Origin of the sequence: Paenibacillus sp. 7516 (genome assembly GCF_002272715.1) — a bacterium.
GTDB classification, from domain to species: domain Bacteria; phylum Bacillota; class Bacilli; order Paenibacillales; family Paenibacillaceae; genus Paenibacillus; species Paenibacillus illinoisensis_A.
In genome coordinates, this window is record NZ_NPBI01000041.1 from 33,547 (window position 1) to 52,845 (window position 19,299).

The following is a 19,299-nucleotide window of genomic DNA, read 5'->3' on the forward strand; positions in this document are numbered from 1 at the left end:
TTCACTCGCCTGTATGAAGCACCCCAATCACGTTAACACTGCTGAGGATAGTCTATCGCGAAAAGGGGACCCCTCAGCATGAAACCTAGACAACCTTCTTTTTTGCAAGCCATGATGTTAATCATGTTATCCGTCGGTCTGATTAGCCACGTCCTGATCATTCCTGCCTTGTTAAGTGCGGCTAAAAGAGACTCCTGGATTTCGGTCCTGATATCGGCAGGACCCTATCTTGTATTTGCGCTCATGCTTGCCTATGTCTCCCGTTTTCTTCAGCATCAAACCTTACACGAATGGCTGACTTCCCATCTGGGCAAACCTCTGGGCTTGTTCCTCCGGATCGGAAACAGCCTCTTTTTCCTGTCTGTCATCTATTTCACTCTGCATGATACCACCACGTGGGCAAAAACCAATTACCTGACGGAGACCCCCATACTAGTTACTAGCATTGCCCTGATGTCCCTAAGTGCTTATGCAGCCTATAAAGGGATGCGCTCTATGGCGTTTGCAGCCGGGTTAATTCTGCCTCTTGTTGTGATACTTGGGTTCTATGTCGCCATCGTAAATACCCAATACAAGGATTACAACCGTCTGCTTCCCGTACTCGAACAGGGCTGGCAACCCGTTTTCCATGGCATGCTGTACAGCCTTTCAGGCATGTTTGAGCTGCTCTTTATCTGGTACATCCAGCCCCACTTGGCTAAACGAATCCGTGCATGGCAATATGTTATGCTCGCGTTTATCATTCTTGGACTGACACTTGGCCCACTTATTGGTGCAATCGTAGAATTCAATCCTTTTGAAGCGGCCAAAATGCGTTATCCCGCTTTTGAGGAATGGCGAATTGCCTCCTTGGGCAAATATATCGCACAGACTGATTTCTTCTCGATCTATCAGTGGCTCGCCGGTTCATTTACTCGAATAAGCCTTGCCATGTATATTGTGGTAGAAATTTGGAATATTAAGAGCGCCTCCAGAAGGTTAATCAGCTTGGTTACCATCGCTGTCTTGTTTGTTCTTTCCATGCTGTACCGACTGGACGATATGACATTCGAGAAAATGCTTGTTGACTATGTATTTCCATTCAATCTCATCTATCTAAGCGGATTAGCCATTATTGCCACCACCGTTGGATTCGTCAGTTCACGCCATCAGAGGAGGAAACATCATGGAGCACCAAGCGATTGACATCACGTCCCATGAAACACTGCTTGCCTCTTTGAAAAAACAATTCGATTCCTGTGCGGATGTCGTTATTCAGACTTTTCCTGCCAAAGATGAAACCGACAAGTCGGTAATTATGCTATATTGTGACGGCTTGACCGATGGCAAACAGATTAACCAGTTCATTATTCCCCGGCTGGAACAACATTCTCTGCTTGTTGAAGAAGCACATCCCAAAGAATTGGGATTAACACTGAATCCGATCGAAGATCTTACTGATGCAGAGAATATAAACCTTCTGATTTTCAGTGGACAATTGCTGCTCATTTTCGGAAACGGTGAACAATCCTGCAGTCTGGATATTGCGAGTATACCTGGGAGAAACCCTGAGGAATCCGCTATTGAGTCATCGGTCAAAGGGCCTCGTGATGGATTCACCGAAGAATTAAGCGTAAATATTGCACTCATTCGTAAACGAATGAAAACCTCTTCCATGTGTTATGAGAAATATGTAAAAGGTGGCCGTAGCCAGACCTCTATTGCGCTATTGTATGTAAAGGACATTATTAATCCCGAGATTCTAGAAGAAGCTCGCAAAAACCTGGACGTGATTGAAATCGATGGCCTTCTCGGTACTTCCATTATGGAGCGGTCCATCATGGGAGGCATCCGCAGCATTTTCCCTCTCACTGATAATACAGAGCGACCCGATTATGTCGTAGACTCACTCTTAAATGGTCGTTTTGCAGTTCTGATTGAGGGTTCACCTGTGGCCATCATTGCCCCAACAACCCTGTTCAATCAGTTGAAATCACCGGAAGACGAAAGTACGCCATTTTTTATTGTGACTTTTGAACGGATTTTGAGGATCTCGGGACTGCTGATCGCCTGCTTTTTTCCAGCCTTCTATATCGGTCTGACCAGTTTCAATGTGGAGCAGATTCCCTTGCCTCTTCTGGCGACCATTGCCGGAACACGTATGGGGTTGCCCTTGCCAGTTACACTGGAAGCATTTCTGATGATCTTCATGTTTGAATTATTCAATGAAGCAGGCCGCAGACTGCCGCGTGCACTGGGCCAGACTGTCAGCGTGGTAGGTGGGCTTATCATTGGAGACGCGGCTATTCGTGCCGGAATTACTTCACCTACCATCATTGTATCCGTCGCCATCTCGGTCATTTCCAGATACATATTGGTGAATACGGTACTCAGTGGAGCTACAGCCCAGGTTCGTATCGGAATGCTTGTCCTGTCGTCCCTCCTCGGATTGTTCGGTTTCATGATTGGACTATTTGCTTTACTGGTACATCTCGTTTCCCTGGAATGTTATGGCGTGTCCTACTTGTCCCCTGTATCTCCCTATATTCCCGGTGACTTCACCCAATCCGTATCCATGAAACCTTCCCTGAAGAGGACCAAACGCCCGGCCGCACTCCATACCCAAGACTCTACCCGCCGGAGGAAACGTTCGTGAACAGATGGATCTCCCTAGGGGGCTTGCTTATGACCTGTATGGTCTTGCTAACAGGTTGCTGGGATTCCAAAGAGGTTCAGAGCATTAACTTTATCACGGGAATCGGGATAGATTACGAGGATAATAAATATATCGCTTATGCCCAACTGATCGATTTTTCCAGTATTGCCAAGCAGGAGGGGCCAACTTCACGGCAAGCAAGTGATATCTGGATTGGGCGAGGCGAAGGCACAACGCTTAGCATGGCTATTAACGATCTCTATCAGACTTCGCAGCAACAAACCTTGTGGACGCATGTAAAAGCAATCGTTTTATCCAAAAACGCCTTGAACGGTCGGCTCGAGGATATTTTTAATACACTGCTGCATTCCGGTGAGTTGAGATATACACCTTGGATTTACGGTACAGAACAAAGAATACCCGATGTCCTTGCTCCCTCTGCCCTGTTAAACCAATCGACCCAGACTATTGAGCTATTCGAACCGGTCAAGCTGTATAAGCAGTACTCTTCCTTCGAGCCGATCCGTCTTCATCAGCTTCTTGATGGTTTACGTGAGCCTGCTTCGGTTATTCTATTACCATCTATCACCAACAGGAACCAAACGTGGTTTAATGGGGATGAGAATCCCCCACTAATTAAAACGGATGGATTTTTTGTCATATCGAACGGTGCCAATCAAGGCAAAGTGGCAGGCGAAGAAGCCAATGGTACCCGATTCGTGAATTATGATCGTGTCCACCAGTATCCATTGTACATTTACAATAATGGAAGCAAAACTCCGGATCTGACTCTTAGACTGCATGACCCCCATACCAAAATTTCAGCAAGAAAGGAAGGAAGCGGGGTCACCTTCGACCTCGTTACTTCGGCAAAAGGCATCATCGTTGAAGAACGTGGTCCTCACCAGTCTCCTCAAACGATGGAGGAATCAGCCGGGAAACAGATTGAGTCCGAAATTCGTGATACGTTTGAAAAAACCAAATCACGACAGATCGATTCCTACGGTCTGGTGGAACATCTGTATCGTCATGACCTCGCTCTGTGGAAAGAGCAGGTCCAGAACCGGGCAGATCCAATCAAACGATTCAAACTGGGAAAAGTGGAAGTCCATGTGAAAATCCTCAATGCCAGCACATACAAATACACGGAGTAATATATGGACAAACGACCAGCCACCTGCAGTAGTTGCAAGGTGGCTGGTCGTCTTGGCATGAAAATTTAAGTCAGCGGAAAAGCCATGACACTCATCAGTGCCAGTTCGGGCTGTGTGGTATCCAAACGACTGTATTGAATGATGACAGGTACATTACTGGAAACGGTGATGGCATACGGCACACCTGAGGGAATAGACTGCACTCCGGCATGAAGTGTTGCCGTACGGATATGTTTGGTTCTTCTTCCCGGTACGCTCGCTACTATGTTCTCGATCGGTTCTCTGTCTTCAAAGAAGATGGTTATATCGAGTTTCGCCTCCTCCTGACCGGTATTGAGAACACAAATGCTCTCATGACTCTCCAGCGAGCCTCGACTATCTGGCGGTATGTACCCGTCTGGAATAACCCAATAGGTGTGACCTGTCGCCTCTGCTGCCCTACTATTTGCCAAACGGCCTGCTTCAGTATGCTCTCTTGCCATTAGGAATCCTCCTCTATGAATGATATTTATCCGTCCTATCTATCGTAAATACATTTGCAGCGGCTGCAGTCTAAGCTCGCGGATCGCTTCCGCTACTTGTTCCGCGAGTCGCCGTCCGCCGCGTTCCTGAAAGTGCGTATTGTCCTCCATGCCTGCCGGGAAGTTCAAATATTCACCCGGAAGCACCCACATGAAATCGTCCTTGGTGCCTTCGATCCCCGCCTGCTCGAACAGAATACGGCTGCGTTCAGCAAGATCAATTAGTGGAACATCTTCCTTTTGTGCCAGCTCCCGCACGGCAATAATATAATCACCATGCGTATCGTTCAGCGTGCCATCGTCCGCAAAAAAGCGCCGATGCACGGGCGTCACCAATACCGGGCGAGCTCCGGCTCCGCGGGCTGCATCAATATACTTTTTCAAATACTCCTTATAGGTTGTAAACGGTTCCGTTCCCCGCTCCGGGTCCGGTTTCTCATCATTATGTCCGAATTGTATGAACAAGAAATCTTCAGGCTTAATACGCTTCATGATCGCATCCAACCGGCCTTCATTGATGAAGCTGCGCGAGCTCCTTCCAGACTGTGCATGATTATCAACAGCAACATCATGCTTGAATTGAGCAGGCAGCAGCTGTCCCCAGCCACAGTATGGGTACCCGCTCTCTGGCTGATCCGTTACCGTGGAATCTCCCGCCAAAAATACGGTCATCGTCTGATTGGCAAGCGTAATCTCCAAGGCGTTGATCCGCGGGGCCGGACCGGAGAAGGAAAGACGAAGCCTTCCGCCTCTGACCACAACCGAAAATCTGACCTCGGCACATTGTCCCGGCAGAGTACGAATCGTTGGCAGCATCAATCTGCCTTCACCCGCCTTGACTCTGGTGACCGTCTCAGCGAGCTCATCTCCGGCAATGAGCAGTACCTGATAAGTGCCGTCCGGCACATCAACGATAAACGATGCCTTGAGTGGAATACAGAAGCTTGAACGCAATCGGGCAGACACATTGGCCTGCCCCGAGTACTCCTGATTTTGCTGTACACGATCCCGATCTTCTGTCTCACTACACCGCTGTTTCTCATAAACACGGGAATCCGGCTCAAATCCGTAACCGATCGTATCCCTGTAGGTACTATTGGCTGACACTTTCCGGTACCCTTCAATGCCAGCACCTGGACCGAAGTCAAATTTCCAATGCGTAATTTTCTCTTCATTGCGGGCCGCTGCCTCGGTGGCAACGGCTTGACTACCCAGAGCTTTATCCAATAGGAACAACCTCCCTGTTTAGGCTTTTGGATGAAGTGATAATCCACAGTGAATACAGTTTATCCTTTCAGTCCGCTGGTGCTCATGCCCTGTACAATCTGTTTCTGGAAAATGAAGAATACGGCTACAACCGGAATCAGACTGACGATGGACATGGCGAACATCGCACCCCAGTTGGAGGCAGACTCGCTATCCAGGAACATTTTGAGCGCCATTGATACCGTATATTTATCCGGTGAGTTCAGATATAGTACCGGCCCCAGAAGATCCTCCCATCTCCAGTAGAAGGAGAAGATTGCGGCAGTCGCCAGCGAGGACTTAATCAGCGGCATGATAATCTGAATGTACAATCTGAATTTATTGCATCCATCAATGGTTGCTGCTTCATCCAGCTCTTTTGGAATCGTACGAATGAACTGTACCATCAGGAAAATGAAGAACGGCATTCCGAAGAATGTAGGCACCACAATCGGTAGAATCGTATTCAACCAGCCCAGCTTCGTAAAGATAATGTATTGCGGAACCAACACCACGTCATGCGGCAGCATCAGAGTTAACATCATCAGGGAGAACCAGAAGCTGCGGCCTCTGAAGTTAAGTCTGGCAAAACCGAAGGCGATAAGCGACGAGGATAACACGGCACCGATGGTGGAAATGACTACGATAACGAGTGAATTGGTAATGTAGTCCATAAACGGTCTTCCGCCCGCACCTTTCCAGCCATCCACATAGTTGCTCCAGATCCACTCCGCTGGAAAGAGAGACTCCGCGGTAACGAAGATGGTACGGCTCTCCTTGAATGAACTGAATAACATCCAAAGTACCGGATACAGCATCAGGAGGGCTAAAGCCGCAACGAACAGGTGATAAATCGGCCACTTTACATTTTTCCAAACCATCGTTACTTCCCTCCTTCAGATTCGTAGAACACCCAGAACTTGGATGTCAGGAACACGGCTACGGTTAGCAAACCAATCATGATGAGCATGATCCAGGCCATTGCCGAAGCGTAACCCATATTGTTAAACATAAAAGCCTGACGGAACAAGTACAGTGAGTACAGCATCGTACCATCCATTGGGCCGCCTTCTCCTTTGGAGATGATGTATGCAGGTACGAAGGTCATGAATGCACCGATCGTTTGCATAATCAGATTGAACAGGATGATCGGGCTAAGCAGTGGCAATGTGATGCTAAAGAACTTGCGTATCGGGTTTGCGCCATCCACCCCTGCTGCCTCATACATCTCGGGGGAGATATTTTTAAGGCCTGCCAGAAAGATCAACATGGACGAACCGAACTGCCAGACGGACAGCGAGATCAGCATCACCAGGGACGCATCCGGATCACCGAACCAGCTGATAGGCCCGATTCCGATTGCGGTTAATGCACTGTTGATAACCCCTTCATTACTGAAAAGGTTACGCCACATGATCGACACCGCCACACTACCACCAATAATGGATGGGAGATAATACAACGTACGGTACGTTCCGACCATACGGGAACCGGTATTCAGAATCATGGCAACGAAGAGTGCGAAGACCAGTCTTAGAGGAACACCAATGAATACATACAGGAAGGTTACCTTAACCGAGTTCCAATACTTCGGGTCTTCAAAAAACATTTTGGTGTAATTGTCCATCCCAATCCACCGGGGAGAAGTGAACAGGTTATAACTCGTGAACGACATGTATAAGGACACAAACATCGGGATCAGCGTAAAGCCCAGAAATCCGATAATAAACGGACTAATAAATGCGTACCCGGTCAGGTTTCTGCGCAACGACGAATACTGCCTCAACGGAATGAACCTCCTTTATTGATCTGCCTGCTTCCGACAAACGGGGGATTAACAATTGGACGGGGAAAGGCCCCCGCGGTTAGCGAGCAGCCCCAGTCCCCGTCATCCCGGGTGGGATGAGCAAGCAATCATTCAACTGTTATTTATTGTTGGCCAGAACCGCTTCGGCGTTTTTACGGAATGTCTCCGCTGCCTGTTCCGGTGTAATTCTGCCAAAATTCAGTTCTTCAACAGCATCCGCCAGAGACGCAATGACTTCAGGGGAACCCACTGGCGGTGGCGGACTCATTGGGGAAGCTTTTGGCTCCATGGCCGCTACAAAGTCAAATACCTGTTTCGTTGGCTCACTCAGTTCAGGTGCAATGGCATCCTTGATTGCGCCAGAGATCGGCACACCACGCTCACCCTTGATCAGTTTGTTGGCTTCCACGTCGTTCACCCAGAAATCGATGAATTTGGCCGCTTCTTCCTTCACTTTCGAGTTCGAAGTGACTGCCCAGTACATACTTGGCTGCATGTAGAGACCCTTTTCCATGTCAGGTCCAGGCATTGGAGCAAACTCCAGTGGACGGTCAGCAACTTGCTGTACGGCTACGAACTGGTTGGACCATTGCCAGATTCCGATCCCTTTGCCTTTGACCAGATCGGATTCCTCGATAATTCCCTTCGTCTGGTTAGCTATATCCGGTGATGGTGCCGCTCCTTGTTCGATCATGCGACGCATCAAACCGAAGAACTCGACAAACAGTTTATCATCGTCATACCCAAGTCCCGTACCTTCAGCATTGTATAGAGACAAACCTTTGGTCCGCAGGAAGTAGTGGAAGAAAATATCCGGAGCTACCCCACCATCCAAATACAGTCCTTTTTCTGCGGTTTGTTTACCCAGCGCTTCGTATGACTCCCAAGTCAGATTTTCCGGGAATGTATCCACTCCTGCCTTTTTGAGTAGTGCCGGGTCATAGTGGAAGCCCAGTACGTTAACCCCGGCAGGTACACCATACTGCTTGCCGTTGATTACGCCAGTACTGATGACGTTTTCGGAAACATCATCCACCTTGATCTGATTACCAAGGTATGGCGCCAGATCTTCCAGCTGACCATTTTGTGCATATTGGCTGATGTAGGAAATATCCATCTGAACAATGTCTGGCAGCTGATTCGCTGCAGCCTGTGGAGCGAGCTTCTTCCAGTAATCATCAAACGAGGCATACTCGACGTCAATTTTGACGTTCGGATTTTTCTCTTTGTACAAGTCAATGACCTTCTGCGTGTATTCATGACGTGCATCCGAGCCCCACCACGCGATACGCAGCGTCACCGAGCCATCCGCGGATGTTCCTCCCGATTCTCCATCTGAGCTGCATGCCGCCGTAAATACCAGCAGCATTGCCATCATCAGGAATATTGCCTTTTTCACCATGCCAATCTCCCCTTTTTGTGTGGATATGGTTATGTGAACGGGTTATCCTCGCCTTTCTGATAACGCTTTCACAAACTTGATAATGTCATTTTCGCAAATGTACGACCAGAGTTGAATACACAAATCCGTCTTGTTGGTTCAAAAAACAGAGGAGGACAACATTCACCCTTCACGGTGTTGTTTGTCCTCCTCATATAACGACCAAGGAGCGGCAGCTAATTGTTATATGCCGGATCTTCGGTATTCGGTTGGTGTCATGCCAGTCCACTTTTTGAACACCTGACTGAAATATTGCGAATTGCCTCCGAAGCCGAACAGTTCCGCAAGCTCGAATACCTTGACGTCCCCGCCCCGGCGAATGTGCTCACATGCTCGCTCAATGCGCAGGCGATTCACGTAGTTGGAGAAGTTTTCTCCTGTCACTTTTTTGAAAATTTTGCCCAGGTAATCCGGATTCATATACAGCATCTGATGGGCAACACCATTCAGTGAAAGATCAGCCTCACCGTAGTGTTTATCTACTATATCCATCATCTTCTCCACGGCGGAAGACTGGCGGCTTATATGATTTTTATAATAGCCTGATGTCAGATTGGCTGTGCTGTTGGCGATAAAAGACTTCAGTCCGGACAAGGTATCCATGTGAGGAAGCTCTGCCATCCGCTGCGTAAACTCCGTGGCCTCTTCAGGCGGACAGACATGAATCATGGCCGAATAGAGCTGAACAACATAAGATCGGGTGACCTCAATATCAAGCTGCTGTCCGGCTAAGCGCTCAAACAAGCGATCAACTTCAGCACTGGCTTCCTCGCCATTACCCGACTTAATCAGTTGGCACAATTGTTCGGCATCCTGCTCGGCATGCACGCCTTCGCATTCCCCGGCAATGGCTACATCATTCTTCGTGATCAATTTGCCTTCCCCGATGAAAAAGCGATGGTTCAGACATTGCAGCGCTTCACGATACAGACGCCGTGACTGGACCATGTGGTCCGCTTCGCTAAGTGCAGCGGTCACTTGTAATTTATAGAGCCTGGTAAAAGCTGCTCTCACTTCCTCAATTCTCTCCCTTAAGTCAGTGGAATCAGCCGAATCTTCCAGCAGAATGAGCAGCTTGCCTTCAATGGTTGTGCTCAATAAAACATACGGCAGCAGGTCGCTGGCAATGTTCTTGATGGCAAACAAATGACTGTAGTCATGTTCGTCCGAGATGTGGAACAATAACAAGCGAACTTGACTTGCTTCGAGTTTCAGATCGAACAGCTCCTGATAATACTCCAGATCGACCGGACCATATGTCCGATTGGTCATGAACTCGAGCAAAAATTGTTCCTTTACATGGGGAAGTACTCTTTGCAGCCGCTGTTTCATTTCCCCAGCCACATGCTCTTTTACCTGTGCATCCTGATGCTCTTGAAGCAGTTCCGACAGGGCATCATGAATCTGATTTTCGTTGCAGGGCTTCAGCAAGTAATGCTTCACGCCATATTGCATGGCCCGGCGGGCATATTCAAACTCTTTGTACCCGGACAGCATGATAAATCGAAGTCCAGGGTAGGCTTCAGAAGCCTTTTCTATAAGTCCCAGTCCATCCAAACCTGGCATGGATATATCGGTAATAATAATATCAGGTCTGGAATGCCCGATTTTGTCCAATGCCTCAATCCCATTCCTCGCGGTGTCCACCAATTCAGTACCGGCTGCCGCCCAATCCACCACTTGGGAGATTCCCTCCAAAATCACACGTTCGTCATCTACGAGCATCACTTTGTACATCGTCATCGTCCTCTCTGATCCAAGGTATTCTGATCGATACTACGGTCCCGGCACCGGGATTGCTGCTCATGACCATGCTGCCCTCCTCACCGAAGGTCAGCCTGATCCGTTCCTGGATGTTGGATAAACCTATGCCTTGCCCTCTTGTCTGAATGCGCCCTTCCTGCAATTGCTCCAAAAACTCCGGGGTCATGCCCGGTCCGTCATCCTCGACTTCAATGATAATCTTGTCATCTTCTGCTCTGGCTCGAATCCGAATTTTGCACGGGCGTATACTTGGTTCAAGCGCATAGTGAATGGCATTCTCCACCAAAGGCTGTAACGTTAGCTTCGGAAGTCGGGCACTCCCCACCTCAGGAGCGATATCCATATCAAAATCAAGCCTTTCCTCAAATCGCGTGCGCTGAATGGTCACATAGCTGCGGACGATATCCAGCTCCCTTTCCAGCGTGATCCACTTCTCGGACATATTCACTGAACTGCGCAGCAAGAAGCCGAGTGCCTCGACCATTTCGGAAATTTGCCGCTGCTTCTGCAATTTGGCCAGCCAGTTAATGGACTCCAGCGTGTTATAGAGGAAATGAGGATTGATCTGTGCTTGAAGCGCTTTCAACTCTGTCTCCCGAATGACCAGCTGCTTCGCATAATTCTCGTCAATCAGTTCCCTGATGCGCTGCAGCATCATTTTGAATGTACGATGGAGCAGCCCAACTTCATTTTGGGAAGATACCGGAACATTGCCCAGAGCAGCCTCCTCCAGCTTATCCAGATCACCCTTTTCAATGTTGCGCATCTTCTTGATCAACTGTGCGATCGGCTGTGTAATGCTGCGGGACAGCTTGGCTCCAAACACAAGTGCCACCAGCAAAATCATAAAGAAAATGACAGTAACCAACTGTTTGACAAACTGTATCTGCTTAAACATCTGGTCAAATGGCGTCATATAAAGGTACACCCAATCTGTATAGGACGAATGTGCACGAGCGACGAAATTTCTACCCTGTTCAAACATGGCAATCCCGTAAGGCTGGGTCCGCTTCAATTCGGATTCCAACTCGGAATCGGTCACTGACGATTGCGTGGGATAGATCACCTCTCGCCCATCCGTAATCAGCAGCTGCGAGTCCTCAGCGGGGTGCTGCATCTGATCCTGAACAATACGATCCAGCCGTACACGAATAATCAGCGTTCCGAGTTTCTCCAAGGTAAAGGCCCCACCTGTAAAAGACTTGACCTGCCTAACTGATATCAGCCTGGCTTGCTGATCTCCACTCGTATACCATGCATTGGATCCTGAATATTGCTGTCCGAGTGCAATCAGTTCCGTCTGCATGGACTCCGATATTCCCTCGCGGTTTCCCGCAGCCATAACGTTATGATCATTATCGATAAATATCATGGAATAGATGTACTTCTCTGATCCTGCATATGCGACAAGCCGGTTGGTTATCTTTTTGAGCAGCCCGTTTTTCTCATATCCGGATTCCGCCTTATCCAACTGCAGAAGATACTGCTGGAGCGCCTCGTCCGACATGACCTTGAAGGAGAGATTGGCGATTTCGCGCAGCTGATTCTCGATGCCCACGGAAGACATATTCAGTACCTGAGACGACTTCTCATAGATTTGGCGATCATAGATTCTGAATACATATCCTAGGACAGAAACATAAAACGTGAAGCTGATCAGCATCAAAAATCCGATGAGAAGAATGGTTTTGTGATGGATCGGCAGCGATGTGAAAGCGTTCTTAATTTTCCTCATCCAAAGCGCTCCTTTGGCCCAGCGAAGGGTGCAGGCAGGTGTGAGAGTCTCGTTCTACTGTAAGTTATTTTCATATTTACACATCCATGGGCAGATGACAAGTCATATTTATGCAACATATAGAGTCCTATTCAAAGGCACTTCGAAAAGAAGCCGGATTGATCGTTAGATCAACCCGGCTTCTCGAATAGAATAACTTCACATTGGCTTACGGATTAACGAATACCGTCTTCAACTTGGCAACATATTGTACATCAAAGCCAAGACCTTCAGCTACCATGGCCAGTGGCACATACGTTTTGGACTCCTTGCCTACCTTGTTCAGGAACGCAGGTGTATCTACGGCAACAGATGCGCCATTCACCTGAACCGCACTTGCTCCAATCTTCACAGCGACTTTACGGTCTCCGTATGTAATGGTTGCCGTGGAGGTTTTATTGTCCCAAACCGTGGTAGCCCCTACAGCGTTCACGATATCCTGAATTGCCACAAAATTTTTCCCATTACGAATGATGGGTTTATACGGCGTGTTTAACGTTTTGCCGCTAACGATGATGTTCATCGGTTCACCTGCTGCAGGCGCGGTCAGTTTTGTATAATCGCCCCAGATCGTTTCTGCAAAGACCTTGGCGATCGCTTCGTAACCAAACTGGTTCGGATGAAAATCACGATCCTTGATCATATGTGTCATGGTTCCCTCGCCGCCAACAAACTCCTTGGCTACATGTGCCACTTCTACATCCATCCCCTGTGCGGTAAATTGGGATGCAATGCCGTCAATGGTTGCCGTAAAACCTTCGGATGCTTCCATGAGCTTGGCATATAATGCTTTTCCCGCTACTTCAGGCATAGGCTGATACTGGTCTGCAATGACAATCTTGGCTTCGGGATTAATCACATGAATGGTTTTAATTGCCTCGCTGACATTCGCGGTATACGCTGCCAGCAGCTCCTTCACCTTAGCTTCCAATTCCGAGTCACTTAGGGTATTGGCTGTACCCAGCAGTTCGGAAACATCATTGCCTCCAATGGTAATCGCGATGAGATTGGCTCCTGCTACGCTCTCGCGGATTGCAGCTATGTTGGCTCCCATCTGCCCAGCTCTTGGATCTGGCAGATTCGGCTGAATGGCTTCAGAGGTCAATGTTTTGCCTTCACTTATTGCAGAGATAAAGTTCTTCAATCCAATACTCTTCAACCCGGCTATACCGTAGTTATCCACCTGAGTACGGCCATGGAGCAACCCTTGCTCCTGCAAGCGCTCTACATAACCATAAGGCAGGCCCTTAGCATTCGGCTCGTATCCTACCGTAATCGAATCTCCCAAAGTAACGATTCTGAACTCCTTCGTTACGGCTGCAGCATCCTTCTTCACATTGGCGGCTGCCGTTGTTGTACCGGTAGGTAATGTGCTGGTGCTTGTATCTGCTGCATGTGCCGGTAATGCCGTTGATGCAAACAGCATCATTCCAGCCAGCATGCATGCTGTCAAAGCAGCAGACGTGTTATTCCATGTACGTGTACGCTTCATTCGTGGGAACACTCCTTTTTCTCACATCTATAAGATAATAACTTGAACTTTATTACACAGGTTCTTCTCCGGTGGCAGAAGTTCACATATTTCTATTCTAGCATTAAAAAGTAGAGATGTCGTATGGACATCAGCCTGCTCACAAAACAACAGACTCCCCACTGCGGGAAGTCTGTTAACCTATGATCCTAGCTTTGTGTTCGCTTGTTACAACGGTGGTTTAGTGGTCTTTCTTTTCCGTTTCTGCGGAGTTATTTTTCTCGACAGAACGTTCCAGATAACGATCATAACGATCGTCCACTTCACGTGCCATATTCCGGTACATCAACGTTTCCTGGACAATTGGGTCCGTTTCCGTCTGAATGCGCACCTCATATTTGGGAGGAATCAGCTGGCGTTCACGCTTGTCCGCGTCGCCGGACTCTTCCATCTCCCCTTCAGTCAGCATTTCACTCAAACGTCGTTCCAGTTCCTTGGATTCATCCATCGTTCATCGCTCCTTCAATTAAGTTCATAAATGTACAACCAAATACTATTGCACCTAGACTTCGATGGCCAAAACAATCTTCCGATCGCTGTTATCCCCAATTTTTCTTGTTTCCTTTTCAAAGGGAAAAATTCGGGGATAAAGGCGAACGCTTCACTTCTCCAGATTTTTTCTGCCCCTCGTTCATGTACAATATACGTTTGTTGAAACATTTAAGAAATTAATAAACTCACTCCAAACCGGTTGCTTTGGCTTCCTTGAGTACATCTGTCAGTGCATCATGAATTTTGCCGTTCGTGGCAACCACATGACTGACCGACAACTGATAAGGTGTACCCATTGTATCGGTGACCTTGCCGCCGGATTCCTCAACGAGCAGAGCACCTGCCGCGATATCCCACGGTTTCAGTCCGACTTCGGTGTATGCACTGAGGCGACCTGCAGCAACGTATGCCAAATGTAGCGCTGCTGATCCACCTGCACGCAGGCTTCGTACTTGCGGTGCAAGAGCCTGTACAGCTGCCATGTTGACTGGCAGGGCATAGGTAGTATCTGCCGGGAAGCCCACTGCGATCAGGCTCTGGCCCAGGCTCTGTTCATTGGATACAGCCATTCGGTTCCCGTGGACGTATGCACCTTTGCCTTTTTCAGCTACAAATAGTTCGTCTCTGGAAGGATCGTAAATGACCCCTACAATGACCTCACCATGATGAGCCAAGGCGATTGACACCGAATAAAACGGAAATCCATGGACAAAATTCGTTGTTCCGTCCACTGGGTCTACGATCCAGAGGAATTCTTCTTCCTGAGCCTCTTTCAGAGCTTTGGCTGAAGCTTCCGGTCCGGGTTCAACACCCTCTTCACCGAGAATGGCATGGCCCGGAAAGTGAGTAAGAATCAGGCGGCGGATCATCTGCTCCGCTCCTTTGTCCACTTCGGTCACAAGATCCTGCGGCGAATATTTGGTTCCAGGCTCGCCTATGGTTCCGAGACGGCTCTTGATCCATTCACCTGCTTTGGAAGCTGCATTAATGGCAACAGCAGTATAGCTTTTGCTCGTCACGACATAAGGTGTTTTTTCCTTCTCATTCAAAGCGTTCACTCTACTTTCTATATCAATCTACGAAAAGTTAAAATACTTGTTAAAAGTATACGCCCCAACGGTTGTAAAGTTTCTTGCTGCCCAGGCCCCTTTTGGCTCTAGGGATGGATAATGACTGTAGATTCGTCCACCCATTCCACGCCTTCTTCGTGGTAGAAGGCCAGCTTCTGCATGAGCTGCACCAGGGCTTCATCCTTGCGCTTCGCCTCAATCATGACATCAAGTTCCGGCGTACCTGCAGCAATATGACGCAAAAAGGATAGCAGAGGCTCTACTTCAACGCCATCGGCATGTCCGCGGATATCCTTCTCACTCTTCGGACTGGATACGTGAATTTTCGGCGGTAATGGCCGGTCTGCAGGGGAGTCCGCCTGTGCCAGCGGCGACTGCCACGTCTTCCATATGTCAGGCCACAGATCCCATGGCTGTTCGCCTTCATTATTGACCCACTGATGATGAATATCCAGCACCATCGGCAGTCCCAAATGCTGACATACGGCCAGCGTTTCGGGAACGTTGAATGTTTTATCATCATTTTCGAGGGTCAACCGTTCCTGGATATCCCGATCAAGCTTCAGAAAATTCTCTTCAAAGCGCAGCGCTGCACTAGGCTTGTCCCCGTATGCACCACCAATATGTATATTATTCTTGGCAGTGGCATTCAGTCCCATGGCATCCAGCATCCGCACATGATGACGAAGGTCACGCATGGAGTTCCGGAGCACTTCCTCCCGCGGCGTACTCAGAACGGTAAAATGGTCCGGATGGAAGGATACACGCATTCCGTTCTCCTTCACAAAATCACCAATGGCTGCAAAATCGGACTGGAGGGCCGGGAATGGATCCCAATCCATCAGATCCTCATGTGTCGCCAGTGGAATTAATTTGGAAGAGAAGCGATATACATGAATATGGCTGCCCTTGTTATGTCTAAGCAACCGTAACGTATTATGCAAATTCTCGGCTGCAATCCGTTCCAGCTTGCGAATGGCTGCCTCCCTGTCATCAATTTTCTTGAAGCTGGCCATGGTCATCGTGCGGGAAGGAGATGCATTCTCGACCAGCACAGACATCGCCACATAACCAAAACGTACAAGCATGGTGTTCTTCCTCTCTATTAGGGCGGAATTCCTGCCTGGCATCTGCTGCCGTCAGGTTTTCCGGTCACCGTATATAACCAAGTTTTACCCTAAAAGAAAGTCTGTAATCGCTCGCTTTACAATTCCGTTCATTGGTCCCATATGATGAAGTAAGGTTTATTCCTGTGCCTGCTCACCAAAGAACATTTCGTCCGCGAGTGCAGTCTGAACACGGGATTCTTCCTCATTCAGCTTGCGAATGAGCTGCATCTCCACTTCCGTTACTTCCTGTCCTTGGAAGTTGATCTCTGCAATGGAAGCAACGATCTTGACGATGGCTACAGCCACGTTATCAGGCGTATAAGCAATAACCTTCTGTCCGGTCGGAAAGACCCGGAAGCCCTGTTTTACCATTTTGCCGCGGCCGTATTCCAGCAGTTCAAACAGCTCCTGCTCGCTCTTGAATTTGCATACGGAATTGAATTCAGTCTGAAATCCCATCCATACCCCTCCTTGTGTAGTCTGCTACGGTAAAGTGTAACTAAAAATTCGAACGCTAGAAATTTAAGCCTGCACGCCGTTTTCGTAATTAAGTGCCTGCTTGCGGTTGTACCGCTCCAATGACAGCTCAATCATGCGATCCAGCAGTTCCGCATAAGATACACCTGTCTCACGCCACAGCAACGGATACATGCTGTACGGCGTAAAGCCAGGCATTGTGTTTACTTCATTAATAAGCAATGCACCATCCGATTTGCGAATAAAGAAATCTGCCCGGGAAATCCCATTGCCTTCAATCGCACGGAATGCCTGCAAGGCTGCCTCACGAATACGATCAGCGGCTTCAGAATCCAGCGGAGCGGGGATCAGCATCTGTGATTGGCCATCAATATACTTGGCTGCATAGTCATAATATTCACCAGAGGATACGATTTCTCCTGGCACCGAGGCCATCGGCTCATCATTGCCAAGTACACTCACTTCCACTTCGCGTGCCTCAACGAACTCCTCAATAACAACCTTCGTGTCGTAACGCAGTGCAAATTCGACGGCCGTCTTCAGTTCATCCCGGTTGCGTGCTTTGGAGATCCCTACGCTGGAGCCGAGATTCGCCGGTTTGATGAAGCACGGGTAACCCAGCTGTTCCTCTACTTGCAGGATCATGTCGTGCTCGGTCTGCTTCCACTGGGTTGCATTAAAATAAGTAAAGGCACATTGGTCGATTCCAGCCTGCGCAAACAGCTTTTTCATGACCACTTTGTCCATACCGCCTGCTGAAGCCAGTACACCTGCACCCACATAAGGCATATCCGCCATCTCGAACATCCCCTGAATCGTACCATCCTCACCAAACGTGCCGTGCAGCAGCGGGAACATGACGTCCAGTGCACCTTCTCCGCCATACAGACGTGCAAACAACGTGTTCAGCGCTTCCTGGGTTCCACCTGCTGCCTGCTCCAGCTTCAGATCCTCAATCTGCGCGAATGGCGCGTGCATCACAGATCCCTTTTTCCATGTCCCCTGCTTGGAGATATAGAAAGGAACCAATTCATATTTTTCATAATCAAAAGCGTTCGTTACAGCAAACGCCGTTTGCAGCGATACTTCGTGTTCCCCTGATTTCCCGCCGTAAACGACGCCAACTGTTAATTTATCCATGCTCATGCGTAACCTCCGATTATCTGTGCATGATGCCGTCATACCTGTATAACCAGCATCAATTTTATTCTTGTCTTAGGGCTTATTTTACACGGAACTGAATGTCCACGTCACCAAATCCCTATATATCTTGCTTCATTAGAACTCATCTGCAATATGAAAAAGCCGGTACACCGTCCGCTCCGTCCAAGCGTAAGAATCCCGGTAATCCCAATAGCGGTGGCGACTGCTGACCGTATGTGCATTGACAAGCGGCATGCCTCCCGCATCGAAGGCAGTCACAACTGTACTATGCTGAAACCTGCCGTCTCCGTCCCAATCGTAGAGAATGACATCTCCGAGCATCAGCTGTTCTGGCCGATCCACTTCGGTTGCTGTCAGCCCCCAGCTGCTGCTTCCCAGATAACGCTCCAGACTGTTGGATACGGCCCAGCTGTAGCTCCACATTTCGGTGCTGTTCACATAGCCTTTGTACCACCAGCCCGCTTCTCTTCTACCAGTATAGTGGATGGGTGCTCCCCCTGCAAAGAGACATTGGGAGACGTAATTGGTGCAGTCTACCTCGAATTCCTCAAATGCGGGGTTTCCCGCATTCCACCACCGATCTGCATAAGCAACTGCCAGGTCCCGCCGGTATAATTGCTGCCTTGAACTTCTACCCTGGCCAAGCACTTCCCTGTTCAGCAGCGGCCGATTATTCGCCTGTACAAAATCCGCCTGCTGAAAGGGTCTCCCTTCCCCTGCCGGACGCCGCTCCGGAACTTCTCTTTCAACCCGTCCAATCATCCAAGTTCCACCCTGCCTAATAAAGGTCAACCGTTCCCTCTCAATCCGATCCTCCCGGTGGGTGATTCCGCTTTTCTCATAGAAAAGCCTGCTGTAAAGTTGAATATCCACCACCGATTCTTCCGGACCTTCCGTAACCGTTCGCACAAGCTTGGCACTGGTCTCGCTGCGAAGAGGCACTGCACGCCGTTTACGATACCAATCGTCCAGTCTGGCCATACGCTCTCCCCGCTCCAGCACAAATGCCGGATCCGTGACAATCCGCTCGCTCGTCTGTGGACGATAGTCGATTTCGCATCGGTTGTACTGGTTCACATAGGTGTATAAGGCACTCTTCCATTCCCTTTCCAAGC

The 19,299-nt window shown here is 48.8% G+C and carries 17 protein-coding genes; 3 read left to right on the forward strand and 14 right to left on the reverse strand.

Annotated elements, in window-relative coordinates; all coding sequences use genetic code 11:
* The first annotated feature begins 78 nt into the window (after positions 1-78).
* From CHI14_RS27375 to CHI14_RS27385, 3 genes are read left to right on the forward strand one after another with little or no spacing between them, the layout of a single operon-like run.
* A complete protein-coding gene (locus tag CHI14_RS27375; protein WP_095293176.1) occupies positions 79-1,185 on the forward strand; it encodes a GerAB/ArcD/ProY family transporter in 1,107 nt (368 codons plus the stop codon).
* On the forward strand, positions 1,166-2,635 hold the full coding sequence (locus CHI14_RS27380) for a spore germination protein (protein WP_095293177.1): 1,470 nt from the start codon (positions 1,166-1,168) through the stop codon (positions 2,633-2,635). The genes CHI14_RS27375 and CHI14_RS27380 overlap by 20 nt, the downstream gene beginning before the upstream one ends.
* Positions 2,636-2,664: 29 nt before the next feature.
* On the forward strand, positions 2,665-3,789 hold the full coding sequence (locus CHI14_RS27385) for a Ger(x)C family spore germination protein (protein ID WP_095293178.1): 1,125 nt from the start codon (positions 2,665-2,667) through the stop codon (positions 3,787-3,789).
* A 65-nt stretch (positions 3,790-3,854) separates the two neighbouring features.
* Here CHI14_RS27385 and CHI14_RS27390 read toward each other — a convergent pair whose 3' ends face one another.
* From CHI14_RS27390 to CHI14_RS27455, 14 genes are all read right to left on the reverse strand, one after another.
* Entirely contained in the window at positions 3,855-4,271 is a 417-nt protein-coding gene (locus CHI14_RS27390) for a sensory rhodopsin transducer (protein WP_095293179.1), read from the reverse strand.
* Positions 4,272-4,310: 39 nt separating this feature from the next.
* On the reverse strand, positions 4,311-5,474 hold the full coding sequence (locus tag CHI14_RS27395; RefSeq protein WP_249281262.1) for a rhamnogalacturonan acetylesterase: 1,164 nt from the start codon (positions 5,472-5,474) through the stop codon (positions 4,311-4,313).
* Positions 5,475-5,596: 122 nt separating this feature from the next.
* On the reverse strand, positions 5,597-6,436 hold the full coding sequence (locus tag CHI14_RS27400) for a carbohydrate ABC transporter permease (RefSeq protein ID WP_095293181.1): 840 nt from the start codon (positions 6,434-6,436) through the stop codon (positions 5,597-5,599).
* 2 nt (positions 6,437-6,438) lie between these two features.
* Positions 6,439-7,341 carry a carbohydrate ABC transporter permease gene (locus CHI14_RS27405; RefSeq protein WP_227780131.1) on the reverse strand — a complete coding sequence of 301 codons (903 nt, stop codon included), beginning with the start codon at positions 7,339-7,341 and terminating at the stop codon, positions 6,439-6,441.
* 139 nt (positions 7,342-7,480) lie between these two features.
* The gene (locus tag CHI14_RS27410; RefSeq protein ID WP_095293183.1) at positions 7,481-8,764 is read right to left on the reverse strand and encodes an ABC transporter substrate-binding protein; all 1,284 of its coding nucleotides are present in this window, start codon (positions 8,762-8,764) and stop codon (positions 7,481-7,483) included.
* A gap of 222 nt (positions 8,765-8,986) precedes the next feature.
* On the reverse strand, positions 8,987-10,540 hold the full coding sequence (locus tag CHI14_RS27415) for a response regulator transcription factor (protein ID WP_095293184.1): 1,554 nt from the start codon (positions 10,538-10,540) through the stop codon (positions 8,987-8,989).
* Positions 10,515-12,302: a sensor histidine kinase gene (locus CHI14_RS27420; RefSeq protein WP_095293185.1), complete on the reverse strand. Its 1,788-nt coding sequence runs from the start codon at positions 12,300-12,302 to the stop codon at positions 10,515-10,517. The genes CHI14_RS27415 and CHI14_RS27420 overlap by 26 nt, the downstream gene beginning before the upstream one ends.
* A 208-nt stretch (positions 12,303-12,510) precedes the next feature.
* Entirely contained in the window at positions 12,511-13,833 is a 1,323-nt protein-coding gene (locus CHI14_RS27425; RefSeq protein WP_095293186.1) for a stalk domain-containing protein, read from the reverse strand.
* Positions 13,834-14,053: 220 nt separating this feature from the next.
* Positions 14,054-14,320 (reverse strand): hypothetical protein, encoded by a 267-nt coding sequence (locus tag CHI14_RS27430; protein WP_095293187.1) that lies wholly within the window; start codon positions 14,318-14,320, stop codon positions 14,054-14,056.
* 229 nt (positions 14,321-14,549) lie between these two features.
* Positions 14,550-15,413: an inositol monophosphatase family protein gene (locus CHI14_RS27435; RefSeq protein WP_481856460.1), complete on the reverse strand. Its 864-nt coding sequence runs from the start codon at positions 15,411-15,413 to the stop codon at positions 14,550-14,552.
* A 107-nt stretch (positions 15,414-15,520) separates the two neighbouring features.
* Entirely contained in the window at positions 15,521-16,522 is a 1,002-nt protein-coding gene (uvsE, locus tag CHI14_RS27440; RefSeq protein WP_095293189.1) for a UV DNA damage repair endonuclease UvsE, read from the reverse strand.
* Positions 16,523-16,678: 156 nt separating this feature from the next.
* Positions 16,679-17,002, reverse strand: a complete 324-nt coding sequence (locus tag CHI14_RS27445; protein ID WP_095293190.1) for a hypothetical protein — start codon at positions 17,000-17,002, stop codon at positions 16,679-16,681.
* A 63-nt stretch (positions 17,003-17,065) separates the two neighbouring features.
* Positions 17,066-18,166: a D-alanine--D-alanine ligase gene (locus CHI14_RS27450; RefSeq protein ID WP_095293191.1), complete on the reverse strand. Its 1,101-nt coding sequence runs from the start codon at positions 18,164-18,166 to the stop codon at positions 17,066-17,068.
* A 132-nt stretch (positions 18,167-18,298) separates the two neighbouring features.
* Positions 18,299-19,297, reverse strand: a complete 999-nt coding sequence (locus CHI14_RS27455; RefSeq protein WP_095293192.1) for an amidase domain-containing protein — start codon at positions 19,295-19,297, stop codon at positions 18,299-18,301.
* Between the last annotated feature and the right edge of the window lie 2 nt (positions 19,298-19,299).

What these genes read in the sequence shown, in the direction of transcription:
- CHI14_RS27375 (WP_095293176.1), top strand. Translation starts at nt 79, where the DNA reads ATGAAACCTAGACAACCTTCTTTTTTGCAAGCCATGATGTTAATCATG.
- CHI14_RS27380 (WP_095293177.1), top strand. Translation starts at nt 1,166, where the DNA reads ATGGAGCACCAAGCGATTGACATCACGTCCCATGAAACACTGCTTGCC.
- CHI14_RS27385 (WP_095293178.1), top strand. Translation starts at nt 2,665, where the DNA reads ATGACCTGTATGGTCTTGCTAACAGGTTGCTGGGATTCCAAAGAGGTT.
- CHI14_RS27390 (WP_095293179.1), bottom strand. Translation starts at nt 4,271, where the DNA reads ATGGCAAGAGAGCATACTGAAGCAGGCCGTTTGGCAAATAGTAGGGCA.
- CHI14_RS27400 (WP_095293181.1), bottom strand. Translation starts at nt 6,436, where the DNA reads ATGGTTTGGAAAAATGTAAAGTGGCCGATTTATCACCTGTTCGTTGCG.
- CHI14_RS27410 (WP_095293183.1), bottom strand. Translation starts at nt 8,764, where the DNA reads ATGGTGAAAAAGGCAATATTCCTGATGATGGCAATGCTGCTGGTATTT.
- CHI14_RS27415 (WP_095293184.1), bottom strand. Translation starts at nt 10,540, where the DNA reads ATGTACAAAGTGATGCTCGTAGATGACGAACGTGTGATTTTGGAGGGA.
- CHI14_RS27420 (WP_095293185.1), bottom strand. Translation starts at nt 12,302, where the DNA reads ATGAGGAAAATTAAGAACGCTTTCACATCGCTGCCGATCCATCACAAA.
- CHI14_RS27425 (WP_095293186.1), bottom strand. Translation starts at nt 13,833, where the DNA reads ATGAAGCGTACACGTACATGGAATAACACGTCTGCTGCTTTGACAGCA.
- CHI14_RS27430 (WP_095293187.1), bottom strand. Translation starts at nt 14,320, where the DNA reads ATGGATGAATCCAAGGAACTGGAACGACGTTTGAGTGAAATGCTGACT.
- uvsE (WP_095293189.1), bottom strand. Translation starts at nt 16,522, where the DNA reads ATGCTTGTACGTTTTGGTTATGTGGCGATGTCTGTGCTGGTCGAGAAT.
- CHI14_RS27445 (WP_095293190.1), bottom strand. Translation starts at nt 17,002, where the DNA reads ATGGGATTTCAGACTGAATTCAATTCCGTATGCAAATTCAAGAGCGAG.
- CHI14_RS27450 (WP_095293191.1), bottom strand. Translation starts at nt 18,166, where the DNA reads ATGAGCATGGATAAATTAACAGTTGGCGTCGTTTACGGCGGGAAATCA.